Here is a 20,288-nt window from a genome sequence, read left to right on the forward strand (position 1 = left end):
GTCCTACTCACGAGAGCCTGTAGAACAAGGCGTAGCAAAGCGCGGAAGGGAGTTGGACAGCAGACGATTCCGATTTCCGGTAGGGCGGTTGCGGGTTGTTGGGTTTTGCGGGAGGACCAAACTGCAAAAGCAACCTGAAAGTCGATGGGAAAACCGACACTTTCGCGTTCTATCAGCAAAGATTCTGATTAATCAATTTCTGTAGAAATGTAAGACAAAGACAAGCGACGTCGGCTGACGTCGCATTGTTTGAGAGGACATGTAGGATCAGGCTCTGCTGCGCTCCAGAAATTGCTTGGTCCGCTCGTGTTGCGGATTGGCAAACAGTGCCTTCGCTTCGCCCTGTTCCACGATTACACCCTTGTCGATGAATATCACCCGGTTGGCCACATCCCGAGCGAAACTCATCTCGTGGGTAACGATGACCATCGTCCGGTTTTCCTGCGCCAATGCACGGATGGTGCTCAGCACTTCACCAACCAGCTCCGGATCCAGCGCGGAGGTGGGCTCGTCGAACAGTATGACCTGCGGCTCCATCGCCAGCGCCCTGGCAATAGCCACCCGCTGCTGCTGACCGCCCGAAAGACGCCTTGGGTAGGCGTCCTCCTTGCCTGACAGACCGACCTTGGCCAACAGTTTGCGCCCCAGGGCCACAGCACTTTCACGCGCTATCTTCTTGACCACTACCGGGCCTTCGATAACGTTTTCCAGCGCGGTGCGGTGGGGAAACAGGTTGAAGTTCTGGAAGACAAAACCGACCTGCTGACGTAACTGGCGGATCAATCCTTGCTGCTGGCTGAGCGGACGTGTGCCATCGATCTCGATGTCGCCCACCTTGATCCGGCCGCTTGAAGGCTCTTCGAGCAAATTCAGGCAGCGCAGCAAGGTGGTCTTGCCCGAACCGCTGGGGCCGATGATCGCGACCACCTCGCCGGCGTCGATCCGCAGATCAATGCCCTTGAGCACTTCCTGCCCCTTGAACTGCTTGGTGAGTTTTTCGACCGTTATCATGCGTCAGGCCTCCCGATCATGGCGATTGACCCGGGCTTCCAGCCGGTTCTGGAAGTGCGAAAGCACAGTGGCCAGAACCCAGTAGATCACCGCGGCGGCCAGATACATGGTGAAGATCTCGAAGGTGCGGGCGGTGATCAGCTGCGCCTGGCGGAACAGTTCAGGCACCTGAATGGTGGCGGCCAGCGCAGTGTCTTTAACCAGCGAGATGAAGCTGTTGCCCAGCGGCGGCAGCGCGGTGCGAGCCGCTTGCGGCAGAATCGCCCGGCGCATGGTCTGCCAGCGGGTCATGCCGATACTGGCGGCTGCTTCCCATTGGCCACGGTCTACCGCACCGATTGCCGAGCGCAGAATTTCACACGCGTAGGCGCCCATGTTCAGAGAAAAGCCGATCAATGCGGCGGGCAGCGGGTCCAGCTCTATGCCCAGTTGCGGCAGGCCGTAATAGATCATGAACAGCTGGACCAGCAAAGGCGTCCCGCGGAAGAACGAAACGTAGATACGGGCAACCCAGCTCAGTAGCTTGAAGCGCGACAAACGCATCAGTGCCAGACCGAAGCCCAGCAACAATCCGAAGAACATCCCGCCCAGGCTGAGGATGACGGTGTAATACGCGCCCTTGAGCAGGAAGGGCGCGGAATCTATTGCGAGCTGAAGGCTCTCTTCGATCATTTGGTCACGTCAGCGTTGAAGTACTTTTGCGACAGCTTGGTGAGCGTACCGTCCGCTCGCAGCTTGGCGATGGCCTTGTTGATGGCTTCCAGCAGTTCCGGTTCGCCCTTGCGCAGCGTTACGCCCGACTCCTGACGCGAGAACGGTTCACCGGCGACGGCCAGGGTGTCCTTGGTCTTGGCGACCAGTTCCAGCGCTGCCAGACGGTCGACCAGGATGGCGTCGATGCGGCCTACGCGCAGGTCCTGGTATTTGGTCGGGTCGTCGTCATAGGTTTTGACGACCGCGCCCGGGACGTTTTCCTTGATCCATTGCTCGTAGTTGGTGCCCAGACCGACACCGACCTTCTTGCCGGTCAGATCCTGGGCCGTCTTGATGGTGTTCTCATTCTTCTTTTGAGTCAGCGCCTGGATGCCGGAGATGGTGTACGGCTCGGAAAAATCGTACTTCTTCTTGCGCTCTTCAGAGATGGTGACCTGGTTGACGACCACGTCCAGACGCTTGGACTCCAGGGCAGCGAGGATGCCGTCCCATTTGGTCGGCTGGATCTTGGCCTTTACGCCCAGCTCCTTGGCCAGCGCTTCGGAAAGCTCGACTTCAAAACCAGCGAGCTTGCCGTTTTCGTCGACGAAGCTGAACGGCGGGTACGTGCCCTCAAGCCCGACGCTCAGGCTGCCGCTGTCCTTGATTTTCTGTAGTTGCTCGCCCGCCATGGCTTGCCCGGCGACGCCAGAGCCGAGCACCAGGCCCAGAGCCGACACAAGAAACGTACGACGAATAGCGGAAATGTTCATGCGAGCCTCTTTTTATTTGAACGCCAGATGGCGAAATGCGGTTGTTGTGAAAGTCAGGCAAATTTCAGACCCAACCCGATGACATTGGTTGGGTCATTTTGCGGATCGAGACTATAAAGCCGATTCCTTATGAAGAAAAATAACTAAAAGCGACCCGCCTAGCTTTTTCGGAAATAACTAGAGCAACTGACCTCACACATTGTTATCCGGAAAATACGTCCGGGTAAGCGAACAGCGCCGGTGCGCCTCCGGTGTGCAGGAAAATCAGCGGGCCGTCGTTGAAGCGTTGGCGGCCGATGCCGTCGAGCAGGCCCGCCATGGCTTTGCCGCTGTAGACCGGATCAAGCAACACACCTTCATGGCTCGCGACCAGCTTGATGGCCGCGAGGGTGCCCGCGTTCGGTTCACCGTAGCGCGGGCCGTAGTATTCGTCCCAGAGCTCGACTTTGAAGGAGCTCGGCAATGACAGCTCAAGCAGTTCGGCAGTGCGCTCGGCCAGGCCTTGTACCTTCGGCAGCTGCGCTTCTTCGCTGCGCGAGACGGTAACGCCGATCACCGGCAGATCCGGTAGCGTGTGGCTCAGCGCCAGAGCCAGACCGCTGTGCGTGCCAGCGCTGCCGGATGCCAGCACCACAGCGGCAAAATCCAGTCTGGTCTGTCTGATCTGTTCCGCCAGTTCCAGCCCGGCCCGAACGTACCCTAGCGCACCGACGGCACTGGAGCCGCCGATCGGCACTGTGTAGGGCTTTTTACCGCTGGCGCGCAGGCGAGCGGCCAGGGCGTGCAACTGGTCGTCGGCGTTGTCGAGGTTCTCCACCATCTCGACGCGGGCATCGAACAGCTCAAGCAGCAGCCGGTTGCCATTGTGCAGATAGTTGGGATCTTCAGTGCCGATCGGGTTCTCCAGCAACGCGACGCAACCCAGCCCCAGACGAGCGGCCAGTGCGGCGGTCTGGCGGACATGGTTGGACTGAATCGCGCCTGCGGTGATTAGGGTATCGGCACCTTGCGCAAGAGCATCGGCCGCCAGGTATTCAAGCTTGCGCACCTTGTTGCCGCCCATCGCCAGAGTCGTGGTGTCGTCGCGTTTGATGTAGATATCGCGGCCTACCCAGGTCGACAGTCGTTCGAGCTTTTCCAGTGCGGTGGGCGCGCTGATCAGGTCCAGGCGATTGAAGCGGGCGAGCTGTTTATCGATCATGGTGGGAGATAAGCCAAATGGAGAATTCCCGGACTATAGGCAGACGAGTCCTACACGGCAACCTGCGCTTGTCTCCACATTGCGTCGCATCGCCTTATGCAAATTGTTATTTTTTCCGCGTGATTCTTTGCCGTAGAGTGGTGCGGCAATGGCCTTGCAGCGTCGGGCCGTCCTTTTCAGACACAAGGAGAGTCCAGCGTGAGCGATATTCCAGAAACTTCTGTTGAAGGTCGTTCCGGTCATTGGCAGTTGCAGCGCATCGTCAGCCAACTGCGCGATGCCCGTGATGATTGGCGCACAAGCAATCGGCGGGTGAGCGGCGAGCATGGCGGTCGGGAGCTGCCTTCCCGTGCGGCAATGGGTGAAATTCTCGAAGCGCTGAGTGGCGCGCTGTTTCCAATGCGCCTGGGGCCAGTGGATCTGCGTGAGGAAAGCGAGGACTTCTACGTCGGCCATACGCTGGACGTGGCGCTCAATGCGCTGCTGGTTCAGGCCCGGCTTGAACTGCGCTATGTCGCGCAACAGCAGGGGCAAGACCTCAAGAGCATCGACGAGCGTGCCCTGGCGCTGATCCAGGATTTCGCCATCGCGCTGCCGCAGATACGCCGGCTGCTGGACACCGACGTGCTGGCTGCGTATCACGGCGATCCGGCGGCCCGCAGTGTCGATGAGGTGCTGCTGTGCTACCCCGGCATCCTTGCGGTGATTCACCATCGCCTGGCCCATCATCTGTATCGGGCCGGCTTGCCGCTGCTGGCGCGCATCAGTTCGGAGATCGCTCATTCTGCCACGGGTATCGATATTCACCCAGGCGCGCAGATCGGCCCGAGCTTTTTCATCGACCATGGCACCGGCGTGGTGATTGGCGAGACGGCGATCATCGGCGAGCGGGTGAGGATTTATCAGGCCGTGACCCTGGGCGCCAAGCGCTTCCCCGCGGATGAGGACGGGCAGTTGCAGAAAGGCCACGCGCGCCACCCGATCGTCGAAGACGATGTGGTGATCTATGCCGGCGCGACCATTCTGGGCCGGATTACCATCGGCAAGGGCTCGACCATCGGCGGCAACGTCTGGCTGACCCGCAGCGTCCCGGCCGGCTGCAACCTGACCCAGGCCAACCTGCTGCAGCAGGACGACGGCACGCAGAAATAGGCGGCTGAAGCTCGCGGACCAGATTCCCTCCGCTTGCTGCCGCTGCGCGCCAGATCGTCGGAGTGCCGCCCACAGCAAGCTAGCTCCCACAAGTACGCTGCGCTCCTGTAAGAGCGACCTTGGTCGCGATCTGGCGCGCAGCGGCAGCAGGCGGGCCTGAGTCAGGTCGCCGGCTTGGTCGAGCTCTTGAACTACGCCGCCTTTACCTGCAAAACAAGCTCAGATATCCGGTGCACAGGTTTCGCTGCCGCTACGCGCCAGATCGCGACCAAGGTCGCTCCTACACCGACCGCATCGAGCACCAGACCACATTTGGCGCAGCCCCGTGGGAGCCTTGGTCTGGGCAGCAAACCCTTCCGACAAGCGGAACGAACCCCTGTAGACAAGCGTCATAGGCCGGGTCCGAGTGCGCGTCCGCTGGCCTGCGATTAGTCATGTCAGCCGTATCCATGTTTTAATTGAACGCTCGTTCAACTAAAACCGGTGGTTCGCTGCCCGCTTACAACAGGAGGCTGACCTTTTGCCATATCCGTTTTTTGCAGTGCCTTCCCCTATAACGCAGGTGCATCCGTCATGAGTGCATCCAGCTCACCATCCAGCGGCCTGGTCCGCATGAACGCGCCGGTTTTCTACTTCGCTGCCAGCTTTATCCTGATATTCGGCTGCACCGTTATTGCCTTCCCGAAGGTCAGCGGAGAGTGGTTGCTGGCTGCCCAGAACTGGGCGGCCAACACGGTTGGCTGGTACTACATGCTGGTCATGACGCTGTATCTGGTATTCGTGGTGGTCACCGCGCTATCTGGCTACGGCAAGATCAAGCTGGGTGCCGACCACGACGAGCCCGAATTCAGCTACCTGTCATGGGCGGGCATGCTGTTCGCTGCCGGGATCAGCATCACGCTGTTCTTCTTCTGCGTCTCCGAACCGCTGACCCATCTGCTGAGCCCACCCCAGGGCGAAGCGGGCACTGCCGCCGCCGCACGTCAGGGCATGCAACTGCTGTTTCTGCATTGGGGGCTGCACGGCTGGGGCGTTTTCGCGTTCGTGGGCATGGCGCTGGCGTATTTCGCGTACCGCCATAATCTGCCGCTGGCCCTGCGTTCCGCGCTGTATCCGCTAATCGGCAAGCGCATCAACGGGCCTATTGGGTACGCGGTGGATGGCTTCGGCATCATTGCCACCATCTTCGGTCTGGGTGCGGACATGGGCTTTGGCGTGCTGCACCTCAATTCCGGCCTCGATTACCTGTTCGGCGTTGCCCATACCCACTGGATTCAGGTCGGCCTGATAACCCTGATGATGGGTGCCGCAATCCTGGTGGCCGTCGCGGGTGTCGACAAGGGCGTGCGCGTCATGTCCGACATCAACATGCTGCTGGCCTGCGCGTTGCTGCTCTTTGTGCTGTTCGCCGGCCCCACGCAGCATCTGCTCAATACACTGGTGCAGAACATCGGCGATTATCTGGGTGCGTTGCCCACCAAAAGCTTCGATGTCTACGCCTACAACGAACCCAGTGACTGGCTGGGCGGCTGGACCGTGTTCTACTGGGCCTGGTGGATCGCATGGGCGCCGTTCGTTGGCTTGTTCATTGCCCGCATTTCGCGCGGCCGCACCATCCGGGAATTCGTATTCGGCGTGCTGCTGATCCCGCTGGGGTTCACCCTGGCCTGGATGTCGATTTTCGGCAACAGCGCCATCGACCAGGTCATCAACCATGGCATGACCGCGCTCGGCCAGTCGGCTATCGATGATCCGTCGATGACTTTGTATCTGCTGCTGGAAACCTATCCATGGAGCAAGACAGTCATTGCCGTGACGGTCTTCATCAGCTTCGTGTTCTTTGTCACGTCCGCAGACTCGGGTACGGTCGTGCTGTCGACCTTGTCTGCCAAAGGCGGCAATCCCGATGAAGACGGCCCGAAGTGGCTGCGGGTCTTTTGGGGCGTGGCCACCGCGCTGATCACCAGCGGCCTGCTGTTCTCCGGCAGCATCGATGCCCTGAAGTCCGCAGTGGTACTGACCTCGTTGCCGTTCTCGCTGATCCTGCTGCTGATGATGTGGGGCCTGCACAAGGCGTTCTTCCTTGAGTCGCAACGGCAGATTGCTCAGCTGTATTCGCTCGCCCCGGTTTCCGGATCGCGTCGCGGCGGCTGGCGTCAGCGTTTGAGCCAGGCCGTGCATTACCCGTCGCGCGACGAGGTGTACCGCTTCCTTGACCAGACAGTGCGGCCGGCTATCGAGGAGGTGACCGCTGTTTTTGTCGAGAAGGGTCTGAGCGTGGGTAGCTTGCCCGATTCGTCCAACGACTCGGTCAGCCTCGAAATCGGCCACGGTGAAGAACGGCCGTTCATTTATCAGGTGCAGATGAAAGGCTTCTTCACGCCGTCTTTCGCCCGTGGCGGCATGGGGTCCAAGCAACTGAACAACCGTCGCTACTACCGCGCCGAGGTTCACCTGAGCGAAGGCAGTCAGGATTACGATCTGGTCGGCTACACCAAAGAACAGGTCATCAACGACGTGCTCGACCAGTACGAGCGCCACATGCAGTTCCTGCATCTGGTGCGTTGAGGGTCACGCCGGCCTGAGGGTCGCGGGCAAGCGCTCCTGCACTGTGGGTGGGAGGCAGCTTGCTGGCGACAAGCCGGTCAGGCAATCCCGCCATTGGCCCGCAGGGTCTGGCCGTTGATCCATCCGGAGCCCGGGCCGGCCAGGAAAGAGACCACGTTGGCGATGTCCTCGGGTTCGCCGAGGCGTTGCAGTGGTGGCAGGCTGGCGAAGTGTCTGATCTGTCCTTCGGTTTTGCCGTTGAGGAACAGCTCGGTCGCGACCGGGCCAGGGGCGACGGCGTTGACCGTGATGTTACGGCCGCGCAGTTCTTTGGCGAAGACATGGGTCAAGGACTCCACCGCCGCTTTGCTGGCGTTGTAGATCGCATAGCCCGGTAACTTGAGCGCGAGTGCGGTGGTGGAGAAATTGATCACCCGACCGCCATCGTTCATGCGCTTGCTGGCTTCGCGCAGGGTATTGAAGGTGCCGCGAGTGTTGATGGCGAAGGTTCTTTCGAAGACTTCGTCGCTGGTCTCGGCCAATGGCATGGTAGTCATCACGCCGGCATTGTTGACCAGCACATCGACCTTGCCCAAGTGGTGCTCAGTGGCGTCGAACAGACGTCGCACATCGTCCGGGCTGGCTACATCGGCCTGAATCGCAGCGGCCACGCCGCCCGCTGCAACCAGTTGCTCGGCCAGGTTTTCCGCGTCGGTGGCACTGTTGGCGTAGTTGATGGCGACAGCGAAACCGTCCGCCACCAGGCGTCTTGCGATTTCAGCGCCGATACCGCGCGACGCGCCGGTGACGATGGCGACTTTACGAGGACTATTCATGGCCGACCTCCGTTGCAGGGAAAATACAAGGCTAAGTGCTTTCGCGTTCGATCAACTGGCAATCGAGCAGGTTCAACCGTTGGATCTCGCCTTCGACCGGCAGCACGGCTGCGGGAAACCGTGATTACGCGTTATACCGTCCGGCATCGCCAAGCCTGCCCATCACACCTGAAATCATTCAGGCACAACAGGCCACCGCCGATCTGTTCTATCAGAACCGATTGATTCCCAAGCGAGTCGATATCCAGCAGGCCGTCTGGCACAGGCCCTGAACACTTGCCCGGGCTAACCGTACAGCCCGCCGACCACTTACAAGAGAGGCTTCAATGACCTATATCGCCGCCGAAAACCGCTACAAAGAGATGCCTTATCGCCGCACCGGCCGCAGCGGACTGGTGCTCCCGGCGCTTTCTCTGGGGCTGTGGCATAACTTCGGCGACAGCACGCCTATCGACACCCAGCGCGCAATGCTGCGCACCGCGTTCGATCTGGGTATCAACCATTTCGATCTGGCCAATAACTATGGCCCGCCGTACGGCAGCGCCGAGATCAATTTTGGTCGTCTGTTGCGCGAAGATTTCAGCGCTTATCGCGATGAGCTGATCATCTCCAGCAAAGCCGGTTGGGACATGTGGCCGGGCCCGTACGGGCAGGGCGGCGGCTCGCGCAAGTACGTGCTCGCCAGCCTGGATCAGAGCCTGCAGCGCATGGGGCTGGATTACGTGGATATCTTCTATTCGCACCGCTTCGACCCCGACACTCCGCTTGAAGAAACCGCAGGCGCTCTGGCGACCACCGTGCAGCAGGGCAAGGCGCTGTACATCGGGATCTCGTCCTACTCAGGCGCCAAGACCCGTGAAATCGCCGCGCTGCTCAAGGAATGGAAAGTGCCGCTGCTGATCCATCAGCCGGCCTATAACATGCTCAACCGCTGGGTCGAGAAGGATCTGCTGGATACGACCGAGGAGCTGGGCGCTGGAGTTATCGCCTTCACGGCCCTGGCCCAGGGCTTGCTGTCCAACAAGTATCTGAACGGTGTGCCCGAAGATGCGCGGGTCAATCGTCCAGGCGGTGGTTCGCTGCAGGCTTCGCATCTGTCCGAGCAGAACATTGCTCATGTACGTGCGCTTAATGAAATCGCTCAGCGTCGTGGACAAAGCCTGGCGCAGATGGCGTTGGCCTGGACGCTGCGTGATCCGCGCGTAACTTCGGCCCTGATCGGCGCCAGCCGTCCGGAGCAGATCGTGGAAAACGTAGGAGCACTGCAGAACCTGACCTTCAGCAGCGAAGAACTGGCCGAAATCGACCGCTTCGCTGTGGAAGGCGGAATCAACCTGTGGGAAAAACCGTCGCTGGCCGAGTGACGTTCCCCTAGGTGGCATAGCCGACCTATGTCGGTACTTGTTGGCGAAGGCGGTTTTCCAGCTGGTACGACCGTTGCGGTTGTACCGGCCTTTTCGCCAGCAAGCTGGCTCCCACAGGATTGCAGCCCACTCTGTGAGAGCTGACCGCAGTCCTTGTGGGAGCCAGCTTGCTGGCGATGAGGCTGGTGCTGCCGTTATAAGACCTGCGCCGTCTAACTCTCGTCGGCCTCGTCCTCATCTCCGCCATCGACCTTCATGCCCAATTCCTTGATCTTGCGGGTCAAGGTGTTGCGGCCCCAGCCCAGAAGCACGGCGGCATCGCGGCGGCGGCCGGCGGTGTGCTTGAGGGCGGTTTCGATCATGATGCGCTCGAAGGTCGGCACCGCACTGTCCAGCAGACTGGACTGGCCGCGCGCCAGAGCCTGGTCGGCCCACTGACGCAGTGCCTGCTCCCAGTTGGTGACCGGCACGGAATCCTGCGGCAGGCTCAGCAGCTCGGGCGGCAGATCGCTGATATGCACTTCCCGACCCGACGCCATGACCGTGATCCAGCGGCAGGTATTCTCCAGCTGACGCACGTTACCCGGCCAGGGCAGATGCTTGAGGTATTCCTCGGTCTCGGCCTTGAGCAGTTTCGGTTCGACCGCCAACTCCTGCGCCGCACGGCTCAGGAAGTGCCTGGCAAGGGTCGGAATGTCTTCACGGCGATCCGACATGCGCGGAATGTGGATCCGGATGACGTTCAAACGGTGGAACAGGTCTTCCCGGAACTTGCCGGCCTGTACCAGGGTTTCCAGATTCTGGTGAGTCGCCGCGATGATGCGCACGTCAACCTTGACCGGCGTGTGGCCGCCGACCCGATAGAACTCGCCATCGGCCAGCACTCGCAGCAGACGGGTCTGGGTGTCGGCCGGCATGTCACCGATCTCGTCCAGAAACAGCGTGCCGCCATCAGCCTGTTCAAAGCGGCCACGGCGCAGGTTGGCCGCACCGGTGAACGCGCCTTTTTCGTGACCGAACAGCTCCGACTCCATCAGATCCTTGGGAATCGCTGCCATGTTCAGGGCAATGAAAGGCGACGCGGAGCGCGGACTGTGGCGATGCAGCGCGTGGGCCACAAGCTCTTTGCCGGTGCCCGACTCACCATTGATCAGCACCGTGATGTTGGAGTGGCTCAGGCGGCCGATGGCGCGAAATACTTCCTGCATCGCCGGCGCTTCGCCGATGATTTCAGGCGTGCGGGTCAGCGCCGGCGCTACGTCCAGGCCTTGCTGCTCCTGAGCGTGCTGATTGGCGCGTTTGACCAGCGAAACGGCTTCGTCGACATCGAACGGCTTGGGCAGGTATTCGAACGCACCGCCCTGATACGACGCCACGGCGCTGTCCAGATCCGAATGGGCGGTCATGATGATCACCGGCAGTCGCGGGTGCTGCTCGCGAATCCGCGCCAGCAGATCCAGACCGCTGGCCCCGGGCATGCGGATATCGGAAATGATCACATCCGGCTGCTGCCGGGCGAGGCGGCTCATGACTCCGTCGGCGCTGTCGAAGCTCTGCGTGGTCATGCCTTCCTGTTGCAGGGCTTTTTCCAGAACCCAACGGATGGAACGATCGTCATCTACGATCCAGACAGTTTCACTACGGCTCATGTCGAAGCTGCTCCTTGTTCCAGTGGCAGGAAGATCGAGAACGTGGTGTGGCCGGGATGGCTGTCACACTCGATCAGACCCTGGTGCTGGCTAATGATGTTCTGGGTGATGGCGAGTCCCAGCCCTGTTCCGTCCGGGCGTCCGCTGACCATTGGGTAGAAGATGGTTTCCTGAAGCTCGGCGGGAATACCGGGGCCGTTGTCGATGATTTCAATCTTGCTGACCAGACGATGGCGCACGTGGCCGATCGTGAACTGGCGCATTGCGCGGGTACGCAGGGTGATGCGGCCCAGGCGCAGCTCGTTCTGGCCACTGATGGCCTGCATGGCGTTGCGTACGATGTTGAGCACTGCCTGGATCATCTGCTCGCGGTCGATGAGCACGTCCGGAATGCTTGGGTCGTAGTCGCGAACGAGCGTTATGCAGCCCTGGCTTTCCGCCTCCACCAGGCTCGACACACGTTCCAGCACTTCGTGAACGTTGGTCATGGCCAGCGACGGCAGTTTGTTGGAACCGAGCATCCGGTCCACCAGGTTTCGCAGGCGGTCGGCTTCCTCGATGATGACGTTGGTGTAGTCCTTGAGGCTTTCTTCAGGCAGCTCACGAGACAGCAACTGGGCCGCGCCACGAATGCCGCCTAATGGATTCTTGATCTCGTGAGCCAGCCCGCGCACCAGCATTTTGGTGGTTTCCTGCTTGGAAAGCTGGGCTTCTTCTTTAGTGATGCGCAACAGCCGGTCACGCGGGTGGACTTCAAGCAGCAACAAGGTCTCGCCCTTGTTGAGGATCGGCGTCACGGCGTAGTCGACCGTCAGGGTCTGACCGGTCAGAGCGGTGAGCATCGCTTCGCGCTTGGTAAACGGATGCGCCTGTTCGACCGCCTGACGCAACGAACTCAAAGCTTCGGCGGACTCGGTGAACAGCTCGCTGATGAATTGGCCATGGCTGCGCTGGCCGCTGATGGCCAGAAGCATTTCCGCTGCCGGGTTCATGTACTCAAGCCGCAGGTCGGCGTTGAGCAGAATAGTGGCAGTGGTCAGGTTATCCAGTAACAGTCGGTGCAGCGCGTCGCTGATAGTCATGAATCGTGTCGACCTCTCTTGGCACATTGCAGTCGCGCAGTGCGGGCGCTGGCTGGTATCGCTGGCATGAGTAGGGCCGCTGATACGGCACGCAATGGTCATGCTGTGTCAGCAAGTTGCAAAAACCAAACCAAGGCTCCGAAAAGAAGCGTTTTATTCAGGGGAATGGATCTTTTTGTTCTCCGCTGCCCACTTTAAGCGCCGACGGCGGCTCGTTTGTGAACCATTCTGGGCTGTCGCTGTGCAGGGTTAAACGCATCATGCACCAATAAGGTGCTGATGATGAAGGCGGTGGCAAGCGGGCTGGATCAGAAGAAAGGCAGGATGCTGCTTTTCTCTTCGGGCTTGTCCTTGAGCGGGCACTCTGGCCGCACGCCGTACTCATCGGTCTTGCAGGGTCTTGTCGCCCGCTTTTGCGCGAGTGTGACGCGTTGCAGGTGAAAAGGCTGGTTGGGCGTCTTCTCCAGCACCCGGTCCAACTCGTCGAATATCTCAACCGAGACCTGATGGGTGCCTCGGTCGATGTTGTGCAACGGGAATACGGGGCTGCGCCCTGGCTCGCCGACGACCTGACCATCGAGCATCAGCCGATAACGATGGCCGGGCTGCAGCGGCGGTTCGCTGGTGACCGTGACGATCAGGTCGCCGCTCGGGCTGCTGATCGTGGCATCAGGTTCCGGTATCAGCACCCGCAGCAAATCATAGTGAAACATCGGGTAAACGACCGGCGCTTGGGGAGCAGCCTTGAGCGTTCGTGTGGGCGGAGCGCCGGTCATGCTGTTGCTGGGCGCGATCTCGACCCGCTTGGCATTCTTGCGCGGCTGATCGGTAAAGACCCGATTGCCGTTGGCATCGATGTAGGTATAGACATCCGCGACCGCCGACACACTCGACAATGAAAGCAGGCACACCAGCAGGCGGACTTCAAGGCCGATTGACATGGACTCTCTGCACCGTAAGCGTAAGCGTTGGGCTTTGTTGCAGGATGCCCTGCGCATCCTGCACGGCGACGGCGAAGCTGTGCTCGCCGCGGTCGATGTTTATCACCTGAAAGCGCGGGATGTTGGTCGGTTGCCCGTAGGGATTGCCATCGACCAACAGTTGCATCAGGTGCCCGGACCTGAGCCGCGGTTCAATCCTGACGCCGATGGTAAAGGTGCCGTTGTTGGCGCGTAGCGCTTCGTCCGTCGGCAGGTCGGTCAGTTCAAGCGTGCTGTAAGCGGCTTGCGGCTGCTCCGGTTCGGCAGTTGGAGCCGACTGAACAGATCCGGCGCGTGGCGCTGCAGGCTCTATGCTGTTCAAAGGCGGGAGCTCGACGGTCTCCGCCTTGATCCCGTCCGGCGGCTGATTGCTATAAGCCGTATTCCCGTTGGCATCGGTGTACTTATAAATCTGTGCTGCCACGGGCAGGCTGATCAACAGCAGCAGGCAGGCAAAGGATCGACGCATGGGGGCTCCGAATGCAGGGGCTGGATGCCGGTTCATTGCGACAGGGGCGTTCCGGGAGTGCCAGCATAGAACACAATCAGCTCGACCGGTTCACTGCCGGTCACGCCTCGATGCACGGTATCGACCATTTCCGCGAGTGTATCGCCGGCTTTGAGCAGGATGGTATGCGGAGTGTCCTTTGCCTGCACAGTGATCTGCCCTGAAACCACATAAGCCGCGTTGGGTATTGCATGCCGATGCCATTTGAGCGCGGTTTCGGCCGGGATGCTGATTTTCAGAATTGTCAGCTCCGGCTGGCCGTCCGGATAGCGAGTGTAGGGCGTGCCATCCCAGGAGGCGGTGCTTTTCAGCAGTACTTGCGAAGTGACTGGTGGCATTGCCGCAGACGGCGGTGCGTCTTCGGCGATCGCACTACCACTCAGCATCAGGATGACGGCGAAAAAAGAGGTTGCTCTGCTCATGATGAAAACTCACGGGTATGGCACAAGTCGCAACAATGCCTGTGAGTCGAGGGCGGATGGCGGTAAACATATACCGCACAGCTAACAGAGGTGAGCGTCGTTCAGCGAATCCCGGTCGCACGTGGATCAGCAGGCGCATGACCCTCGGCGCGCCGTTGGGCATGGTGTTTCTCCAGAAACGAAAAGACCTCCCGAAGGAGGTCTCCTCTACGCCGCCAGAGCAGGCGCGGCTGGATCAGCAGCTGTAGTACAGCTCGTATTCCAGTGGGTGTACGAAGGTGCGCACTTTGATTTCTTCTTCGCTTTTCAGCTCGATGTAGGCATCGATGAAGTCGTCGCTGAAAACGCCGCCTTTGGTCAGGAACGCACGACCTTTGTCCAGCTCTTCCAGCGCTTCTTTCAGGCTGCCGCAAACTTGTGGGATCTCTTTAGCCTCTTCAGGCGGCAGATCGTACAGGTTCTTGTCAGCTGCATCGCCAGGGTGAATCTTGTTCTGGATGCCGTCCAGGCCAGCCATCAGCAGAGCGGCGAACGCCAGGTACGGGTTGGCCGATGGATCCGGGAAGCGTGCTTCGATACGACGGCCACGTGGGCTGGAGACGTAAGGAATACGGATCGAAGCGGAACGGTTGCGAGCCGAGTAGGCCAGCATTACCGGAGCTTCAAAGCCTGGTACCAGACGCTTGTAGGAGTTGGTCGACGGGTTGGTGAAGCCGTTCAGCGCCTTGCCGTGCTTGATGATGCCGCCGATGAAGTACAGGGCGGTGTCGGACAGACCGGCATAGCCTTCGCCGGCGAATGTGTTCTTGCCATCTTTGGAGATGGACATGTGAACGTGCATACCCGAACCGTTATCGCCGTACAGAGGCTTTGGCATGAAGGTCGCGGTGCGGCCGTAGGCATCGGCAACGTTGTGTACGCAGTACTTGAGGGTCTGAACTTCGTCAGCCTTCTTGACCAGCGTGTTGAATTTCACGCCGATTTCGTTCTGGCCGGCAGTCGCCACTTCGTGGTGGTGAACTTCGACGACCTGGCCCATTTCTTCCAGGGCGTTGCACATTGCGGTGCGGATTTCGTGGTCGTGGTCGAATGGCGGAACCGGGAAGTAGCCGCCTTTGACGCCTGGACGGTGGCCCTTGTTGCCGCCTTCCACGTCCTGATCGGACATCCACGAGCCTTGCTCGGAGAAGATCTTGAACATGGAGCCGGAAATGTCGGACTTGAACTTCACTTCGTCGAAGATGAAGAACTCAGGCTCGGGACCGGCGAAGACGGTGTCACCGATACCGGTGGACTTGAGGTATTCCTCGGCGCGATGGGCGATGGCGCGTGGATCGCGATCGTAGCCCTGCATGGTCGAAGGCTCGATGATGTCGCAAACCAGGATCAGCGTCGGCTCTTCGGTGAACGGATCGAGAACAGCGGTTTCGTCGTCCGGCAGCAGGATCATGTCGGAGGCTTCGATGCCTTTCCAGCCGGAGATGGAAGAACCGTCGAACATTTTGCCGACTTCGAAGAAGTCGTCTTCCAGCGCGTCGCGAGCCGGCATGGTCACGTGGTGCTGAGTACCTTTGGTATCCGTGAAGCGCAGATCAATCCACTTAACGTCATGATCTTTGATGAGTTGAACCGACTTCGACATGGTGTCCTCCGGGTGGATAAGAGCCTGTTGTAGTTTTGGCCCTTTGAATTTGGTGATGCCGGCCCGAATACTCGACCAAGGCAACCTGCCTCACAAGGGAGCAATTTGCATGCCAGTGCCCCGTGTTGGGATTCGTGCCTCAAGCGCAGGCATTTCGGGCTTAAAACAGCGATCCACGGCAATTCTCCGCACCTTTATAGCGCTTGCCGTCACTGATACGACCCTTTTTGGTGCGCTGATGATTGGCAGTACGATAACTGGTTAAACCTTGAGCAATTTCCGCTATAATCCGCGCCCCCCTTTTTTGGCCGGCATCCTACGCACCGTTTCTATGAAACTAATCGTCAAAGTTTTCCCAGAAATCACCATCAAAAGCCCGCCGGTCCGCAAGAAATTCATTCGGCAGCTGGGCAAGAACATTCGTACCGTGCTCCGGGAACTGGACGCGGACATTGTTGTGGGTGGTGTGTGGGACAACCTTGAGGTGGAAACCCGGTCGACCGATCCCAGAGTCCTGCAGGGCATCACCGAGCGCCTGAGCTGCATGCCGGGCATCGCGAATTTCCTGCAGGTTGCCGAATATCCTCTGGGCGATATGGATGACATCGTTGCCAAGTGCAAAGAGCACTACGGCGACCTGCTGCCCGGCAAGATGTTTTCCGTGCGCTGCAAGCGGGCCGGCCGCCACGATTTCAGTTCGATGGACGTCGAGAAGTACGTCGGCAGCAAGCTGCGGATGCAGTGCGGCGCCGCCGGAATCGAGCTGAGGAAGCCGGACATCGTGGTGCGCATGGAAATTCGCGACCAACGGTTGTTCGTCATCCACGACCAGCACAAAGGGCTGGGCGGATACCCGCTCGGTGCGCTGGAACAGACGCTCGTGCTGATGTCCGGCGGCTTTGACTCCACTGTCGCGGCTTATCAGATCATGCGCCGCGGGCTCATGGCGCATTTCTGCTTCTTTAATCTGGGTGGGCGCGCCCACGAGCTGGGCGTGATGGAAGTCGCGCATTACATCTGGAAGAAGTACGGCAGCTCTCAGCGGGTGCTGTTCGTCAGTGTGCCGTTCGAGGAAGTTCTCGGAGAAATCCTGCAAAAAGTCGATAACAGTCATATGGGTGTAGTTTTGAAGCGTATGATGTTACGCGCTGCATCCGCGGTCGCCGACCGACTGGAGATCGACGTGCTGGTAACCGGCGAGGCGATTTCCCAGGTGTCCAGCCAGACGCTGCCGAACCTGTCGCTGATCGACTCGGCAACCGACAAGCTGGTCCTGCGGCCGCTGATCGCGAGCCACAAACAGGACATCGTCGACCAGGCGACTGAAATCGGCACCGCCGACTTCGCTCGGCACATGCCTGAGTATTGCGGGGTGATTTCGGTCAACCCCAAGACCAACGCCAAGCGCAACCGCGTTGAGTATGAAGAGCAACAATTCGACATGGCGATTCTCGAGCAAGCGCTCGAACGCGCCAGGCTGGTCCCGATCGACAAGGTGATCGAGGATCTGAGCCGCAGTGTCGAAATCGAAGAAGTCAGTCAGGCGCTCGCCGGCCAGGTCATCATCGACATCCGCCATCCGGATGCTCAGGAAGACGAGCCGTTGCAAGCGCCGGGCATCGAGATACAGACCGTGCCGTTCTATGCATTGAACAGCCGATTCAAGGAACTGGATAACACGCGCCAGTACCTGTTGTATTGCGACAAAGGCGTCATGAGCCGCCTGCATGCTCATCATTTGCTCAGTGAGGGGCATGCCAATGTGCGCGTATATCGACCGAGCTAAGTGCCCGGGGCTGTTTGCCTGTGGCTTGCGTCACCGGCCCCCCGACACCAGTCGCCAAGCCGTACCGGCTTTTGCCGACTCCTAACTGTAATGGCTGTCTGTTTTCAGTCAGCAGACCGAATCCTCTGATCGAGATACACAAGTGATCGAAAATCTACGCAACATCGCCATCATTGCTCACGTTGACCATGGCAAAACCACCCTGGTCGACAAACTCCTGCGTCAGTCCGGCACTCTTGAGCGCAACGAGCTCAACGACGAGCGCGTCATGGACTCCAACGACCAGGAAAAAGAGCGTGGCATTACCATTCTCGCGAAGAACACCGCGATCAACTGGAACGGCTACCACATCAACATCGTGGACACCCCGGGCCACGCCGACTTCGGTGGTGAAGTAGAGCGCGTGATGTCGATGGTCGACTCCGTTCTGCTGCTGGTCGACGCTCAAGACGGCCCTATGCCGCAAACCCGTTTCGTGACCAAGAAGGCTTTCGAAGCCGGCCTGCGTCCAATCGTGGTCATCAACAAGGTTGACCGTCCGGGCGCGCGTCCTGACTGGGTTCTGGACCAGATCTTCGACCTGTTCGACAACCTGGGCGCCACCGAAGAACAGCTGGACTTCAAAGTCGTCTACGCCTCGGCCCTGAACGGCATCGCCGGTCTGGACCACACCGAAATGGCTGAAGACATGACCCCGCTGTACCAGTCGATCGTCGACAACGTACCAGCGCCGGCTGTTGACCGTGAAGGTCCGTTCCAGATGCAGATCTCCGCTCTGGACTACAACAGCTTCCTGGGTGTTATCGGCGTCGGCCGTATTGCTCGTGGTCGCGTCAAGCCGAACACTCCGGTTGTCGCCATCGACGTTGACGGCAAGAAGCGTAACGGCCGTATCCTGAAGCTGATGGGTCACCACGGTCTGCACCGCATCGACGTTGAAGAAGCAGCTGCCGGCGACATCGTCTGCATCAGCGGTTTCGACGAGCTGTTCATCTCCGACACCCTGTGCGATCCAAACAACGTAGAAGCGATGAAGCCGCTGACCGTTGACGAGCCAACCGTTTCCATGACTTTTCAGGTAAACGACTCGCCGTTCTGCGGCAAGGAAGGCAAGTTCGTCACCAGCCGTAACATCAAGGAACGTCTGGACAAGGAGCTGCTGTACAACGTTGCTCTGCGCGTTGAAGAAGGCGACACCGCTGACAAGTTCAAGGTTTCGGGCCGTGGTGAGCTGCACCTCTCGGTTCTGATCGAAACCATGCGTCGCGAAGGCTTCGAAATGGCCGTAGGCCGTCCGGAAGTGATCATCCGTCGCGTTGGTGACGTGAAGCACGAACCGTACGAAAACGTGACCATCGACCTGCCTGAAGAAGCGCAGGGCGCGATCATGGAGCAGATGGGTCTGCGTAAAGGCGACCTGACCAACATGGTTCCGGATGGCAAAGGCCGCGTTCGCCTTGAGTACAACATCCCGGCTCGTGGCTTGATCGGTTTCCGTAACGAATTCCTGACCCTGACTTCCGGCGCAGGCATCCTGACCTCGATCTTCGACCGTTACGACGTGATGAAGTCGGGCGACATGTCCGGCCGTCAGAACGGCGTTCTGGTTTCGGTTGAAACCGGCAAGGCGTTGACCTACTCCCTGGAAACCCTGCAGGCTCGCGGCAAGCTGTTCGTTGAGCACGGTCAGGAAATCTACAACGGTCAGATCGTCGGCCTGAACAGCCGCGACAACGACCTGGGTGTAAACCCTACCAAGGGCAAGAAGCTCGACAACATGCGTGCTTCGGGTAAAGACGAAACCATCGCTCTGGTTCCGCCTGTCAAGTTCACTCTGGAACAGGCTCTGGAATTCATCCAGGACGACGAGCTGTGCGAAGTCACTCCTAAGTCCATCCGTCTTCGCAAGAAGATCCTGGACGAAAGCGAGCGTACCCGCGCTGCCAAGAAAGCCAAGGCTTGATTTAAGCCCGGCTGAATAAAACGCCCCCGGTCGAAAGGCCGGGGGCGTTTTTTTATGCCTGCTGCTTGGTCTGTTGTAGGAGCGCGCTTGCCCGCGACCGGCGTAGTGTCGGTGAATGCATCTACAACTGAGGGAATGCCGTCGCGGGCAAGCACGCTCCTACAGGGGAGCGTGGCTCAAAACTTCAGCGGCACCCGACCGGAATTGGAGTTGAGCGTACCGCTGCTCTGACGCTCGACAGCCTTCGGCTTGTAGGCGCAATAACCCGGACGTGGTCCGACCTTGGGGTGGTTGCGGCAGGTGTCCGGGCGTTTGTCGTAGATGGTGCACAGGCGGCTCTTGCGATCCAGATACAGACAATCGTTGTTGCTCATGCGCTGCAGGGTGAAGATCTCGGATTTTTGGTTGTAGCGCTCGACGATCCCTTCTTTCTGCAAACGCTTGGCGATGTTTTTCGCCGGTTCGCCACGCTCGAACTCATCCACGATCCCGATGCGGATCAGATCTTTGATCTTCACTTCAACCGGCAAGGTGCAGCAGCTGGAAATGCAACCTCCGCACATATGGCTGGAGTATTTGGCCCAGGTATCGATGCGATCGAGTTCTGCGGCGGCGATCAGGGTGGGTTTCATTTGAGTTCAAGCTTCCGGGTGAATCGGGCGCGCGATCATACAGCGTA

General features: G+C 59.5%; 18 protein-coding genes. 6 read left to right on the forward strand and 12 right to left on the reverse strand.

Annotation, left to right across the window (positions count from 1 at the left end; all coding sequences use genetic code 11):
- Positions 1-267: 267 nt before the first annotated feature.
- From tcyN to J3P77_RS01305, 4 genes are all read right to left on the reverse strand, one after another.
- Positions 268-1,011: an L-cystine ABC transporter ATP-binding protein TcyN gene (gene tcyN, locus J3P77_RS01290; RefSeq protein WP_434679088.1), complete on the reverse strand. Its 744-nt coding sequence runs from the start codon at positions 1,009-1,011 to the stop codon at positions 268-270.
- A gap of 3 nt (positions 1,012-1,014) precedes the next feature.
- The gene (gene tcyL, locus J3P77_RS01295) at positions 1,015-1,683 is read right to left on the reverse strand and encodes a cystine ABC transporter permease (protein WP_434679089.1); all 669 of its coding nucleotides are present in this window, start codon (positions 1,681-1,683) and stop codon (positions 1,015-1,017) included.
- Positions 1,680-2,477: a cystine ABC transporter substrate-binding protein gene (gene tcyJ / locus J3P77_RS01300; RefSeq protein WP_434679091.1), complete on the reverse strand. Its 798-nt coding sequence runs from the start codon at positions 2,475-2,477 to the stop codon at positions 1,680-1,682. The genes tcyL and tcyJ overlap by 4 nt, the downstream gene beginning before the upstream one ends.
- A gap of 202 nt (positions 2,478-2,679) precedes the next feature.
- On the reverse strand, positions 2,680-3,678 hold the full coding sequence (locus J3P77_RS01305) for a D-cysteine desulfhydrase (RefSeq protein ID WP_434679092.1): 999 nt from the start codon (positions 3,676-3,678) through the stop codon (positions 2,680-2,682).
- 198 nt (positions 3,679-3,876) lie between these two features.
- Between J3P77_RS01305 and epsC the strand changes: the two genes are divergently transcribed.
- Positions 3,877-4,830: a serine O-acetyltransferase EpsC gene (epsC, locus tag J3P77_RS01310; RefSeq protein ID WP_434679093.1), complete on the forward strand. Its 954-nt coding sequence runs from the start codon at positions 3,877-3,879 to the stop codon at positions 4,828-4,830.
- Between the two features lie 612 nt (positions 4,831-5,442).
- A complete protein-coding gene (gene betT / locus J3P77_RS01315; RefSeq protein WP_434681827.1) occupies positions 5,443-7,398 on the forward strand; it encodes a choline transporter BetT in 1,956 nt (651 codons plus the stop codon).
- Between the two features lie 77 nt (positions 7,399-7,475).
- Here betT and J3P77_RS01320 read toward each other — a convergent pair whose 3' ends face one another.
- Entirely contained in the window at positions 7,476-8,213 is a 738-nt protein-coding gene (locus J3P77_RS01320; protein WP_434679094.1) for an SDR family oxidoreductase, read from the reverse strand.
- A gap of 35 nt (positions 8,214-8,248) precedes the next feature.
- On the opposite strand from J3P77_RS01320, the gene J3P77_RS01325 reads away from it, so the two are divergent.
- Both J3P77_RS01325 and mgrA read left to right on the forward strand, forming a co-directional pair.
- Entirely contained in the window at positions 8,249-8,485 is a 237-nt protein-coding gene (locus tag J3P77_RS01325) for a hypothetical protein (protein ID WP_434679095.1), read from the forward strand.
- Between the two features lie 54 nt (positions 8,486-8,539).
- A complete protein-coding gene (mgrA, locus tag J3P77_RS01330) occupies positions 8,540-9,577 on the forward strand; it encodes an L-glyceraldehyde 3-phosphate reductase (RefSeq protein ID WP_434679096.1) in 1,038 nt (345 codons plus the stop codon).
- Between the two features lie 212 nt (positions 9,578-9,789).
- Here mgrA and ntrC read toward each other — a convergent pair whose 3' ends face one another.
- From ntrC to glnA, 6 genes are all read right to left on the reverse strand, one after another.
- A complete protein-coding gene (gene ntrC / locus J3P77_RS01335) occupies positions 9,790-11,226 on the reverse strand; it encodes a nitrogen regulation protein NR(I) (protein WP_434679097.1) in 1,437 nt (478 codons plus the stop codon).
- Positions 11,223-12,308 (reverse strand): nitrogen regulation protein NR(II), encoded by a 1,086-nt coding sequence (gene glnL, locus J3P77_RS01340; protein ID WP_434679098.1) that lies wholly within the window; start codon positions 12,306-12,308, stop codon positions 11,223-11,225. Before glnL ends, ntrC begins: the two co-directional genes overlap by 4 nt.
- A gap of 308 nt (positions 12,309-12,616) precedes the next feature.
- A complete protein-coding gene (locus tag J3P77_RS01345) occupies positions 12,617-13,249 on the reverse strand; it encodes a DUF4124 domain-containing protein (protein ID WP_434679099.1) in 633 nt (210 codons plus the stop codon).
- Positions 13,233-13,757, reverse strand: coding sequence for a DUF4124 domain-containing protein (locus J3P77_RS01350; RefSeq protein WP_434679100.1), 525 nt, complete (start codon positions 13,755-13,757; stop codon positions 13,233-13,235). Before J3P77_RS01350 ends, J3P77_RS01345 begins: the two co-directional genes overlap by 17 nt.
- 32 nt (positions 13,758-13,789) lie before the next feature.
- On the reverse strand, positions 13,790-14,218 hold the full coding sequence (locus tag J3P77_RS01355; RefSeq protein WP_434679101.1) for a cupin domain-containing protein: 429 nt from the start codon (positions 14,216-14,218) through the stop codon (positions 13,790-13,792).
- Positions 14,219-14,453: 235 nt separating this feature from the next.
- The gene (gene glnA, locus J3P77_RS01360) at positions 14,454-15,860 is read right to left on the reverse strand and encodes a glutamate--ammonia ligase (RefSeq protein WP_434679102.1); all 1,407 of its coding nucleotides are present in this window, start codon (positions 15,858-15,860) and stop codon (positions 14,454-14,456) included.
- Between the two features lie 331 nt (positions 15,861-16,191).
- On the opposite strand from glnA, the gene thiI reads away from it, so the two are divergent.
- Both thiI and typA read left to right on the forward strand, forming a co-directional pair.
- Positions 16,192-17,646 carry a tRNA uracil 4-sulfurtransferase ThiI gene (gene thiI / locus J3P77_RS01365; RefSeq protein ID WP_434679103.1) on the forward strand — a complete coding sequence of 485 codons (1,455 nt, stop codon included), beginning with the start codon at positions 16,192-16,194 and terminating at the stop codon, positions 17,644-17,646.
- Between the two features lie 142 nt (positions 17,647-17,788).
- Positions 17,789-19,609: a translational GTPase TypA gene (typA, locus tag J3P77_RS01370; RefSeq protein WP_434679104.1), complete on the forward strand. Its 1,821-nt coding sequence runs from the start codon at positions 17,789-17,791 to the stop codon at positions 19,607-19,609.
- Positions 19,610-19,785: 176 nt separating this feature from the next.
- On the opposite strand, the gene J3P77_RS01375 is transcribed toward typA, so the two are convergent.
- Entirely contained in the window at positions 19,786-20,241 is a 456-nt protein-coding gene (locus J3P77_RS01375) for a YkgJ family cysteine cluster protein (RefSeq protein WP_434679105.1), read from the reverse strand.
- Between the last annotated feature and the right edge of the window lie 47 nt (positions 20,242-20,288).

Origin of the sequence: Pseudomonas sp. R1-18, assembly GCF_051132095.1 — a bacterium.
Classification (GTDB): domain Bacteria; phylum Pseudomonadota; class Gammaproteobacteria; order Pseudomonadales; family Pseudomonadaceae; genus Aquipseudomonas.

Coding starts and splice junctions, on each gene's coding strand:
- tcyN (WP_434679088.1), bottom strand. CDS start 1,011: ATGATAACGGTCGAAAAACTCACCAAGCAGTTCAAGGGGCAGGAAGTG.
- mgrA (WP_434679096.1), top strand. CDS start 8,540: ATGACCTATATCGCCGCCGAAAACCGCTACAAAGAGATGCCTTATCGC.
- betT (WP_434681827.1), top strand. CDS start 5,443: ATGAACGCGCCGGTTTTCTACTTCGCTGCCAGCTTTATCCTGATATTC.
- ntrC (WP_434679097.1), bottom strand. CDS start 11,226: ATGAGCCGTAGTGAAACTGTCTGGATCGTAGATGACGATCGTTCCATC.
- J3P77_RS01305 (WP_434679092.1), bottom strand. CDS start 3,678: ATGATCGATAAACAGCTCGCCCGCTTCAATCGCCTGGACCTGATCAGC.
- J3P77_RS01345 (WP_434679099.1), bottom strand. CDS start 13,249: ATGTCAATCGGCCTTGAAGTCCGCCTGCTGGTGTGCCTGCTTTCATTG.
- J3P77_RS01350 (WP_434679100.1), bottom strand. CDS start 13,757: ATGCGTCGATCCTTTGCCTGCCTGCTGCTGTTGATCAGCCTGCCCGTG.
- thiI (WP_434679103.1), top strand. CDS start 16,192: ATGAAACTAATCGTCAAAGTTTTCCCAGAAATCACCATCAAAAGCCCG.
- glnA (WP_434679102.1), bottom strand. CDS start 15,860: ATGTCGAAGTCGGTTCAACTCATCAAAGATCATGACGTTAAGTGGATT.
- tcyL (WP_434679089.1), bottom strand. CDS start 1,683: ATGATCGAAGAGAGCCTTCAGCTCGCAATAGATTCCGCGCCCTTCCTG.
- glnL (WP_434679098.1), bottom strand. CDS start 12,308: ATGACTATCAGCGACGCGCTGCACCGACTGTTACTGGATAACCTGACC.
- J3P77_RS01375 (WP_434679105.1), bottom strand. CDS start 20,241: ATGAAACCCACCCTGATCGCCGCCGCAGAACTCGATCGCATCGATACC.
- tcyJ (WP_434679091.1), bottom strand. CDS start 2,477: ATGAACATTTCCGCTATTCGTCGTACGTTTCTTGTGTCGGCTCTGGGC.
- J3P77_RS01355 (WP_434679101.1), bottom strand. CDS start 14,218: ATGAGCAGAGCAACCTCTTTTTTCGCCGTCATCCTGATGCTGAGTGGT.
- J3P77_RS01320 (WP_434679094.1), bottom strand. CDS start 8,213: ATGAATAGTCCTCGTAAAGTCGCCATCGTCACCGGCGCGTCGCGCGGT.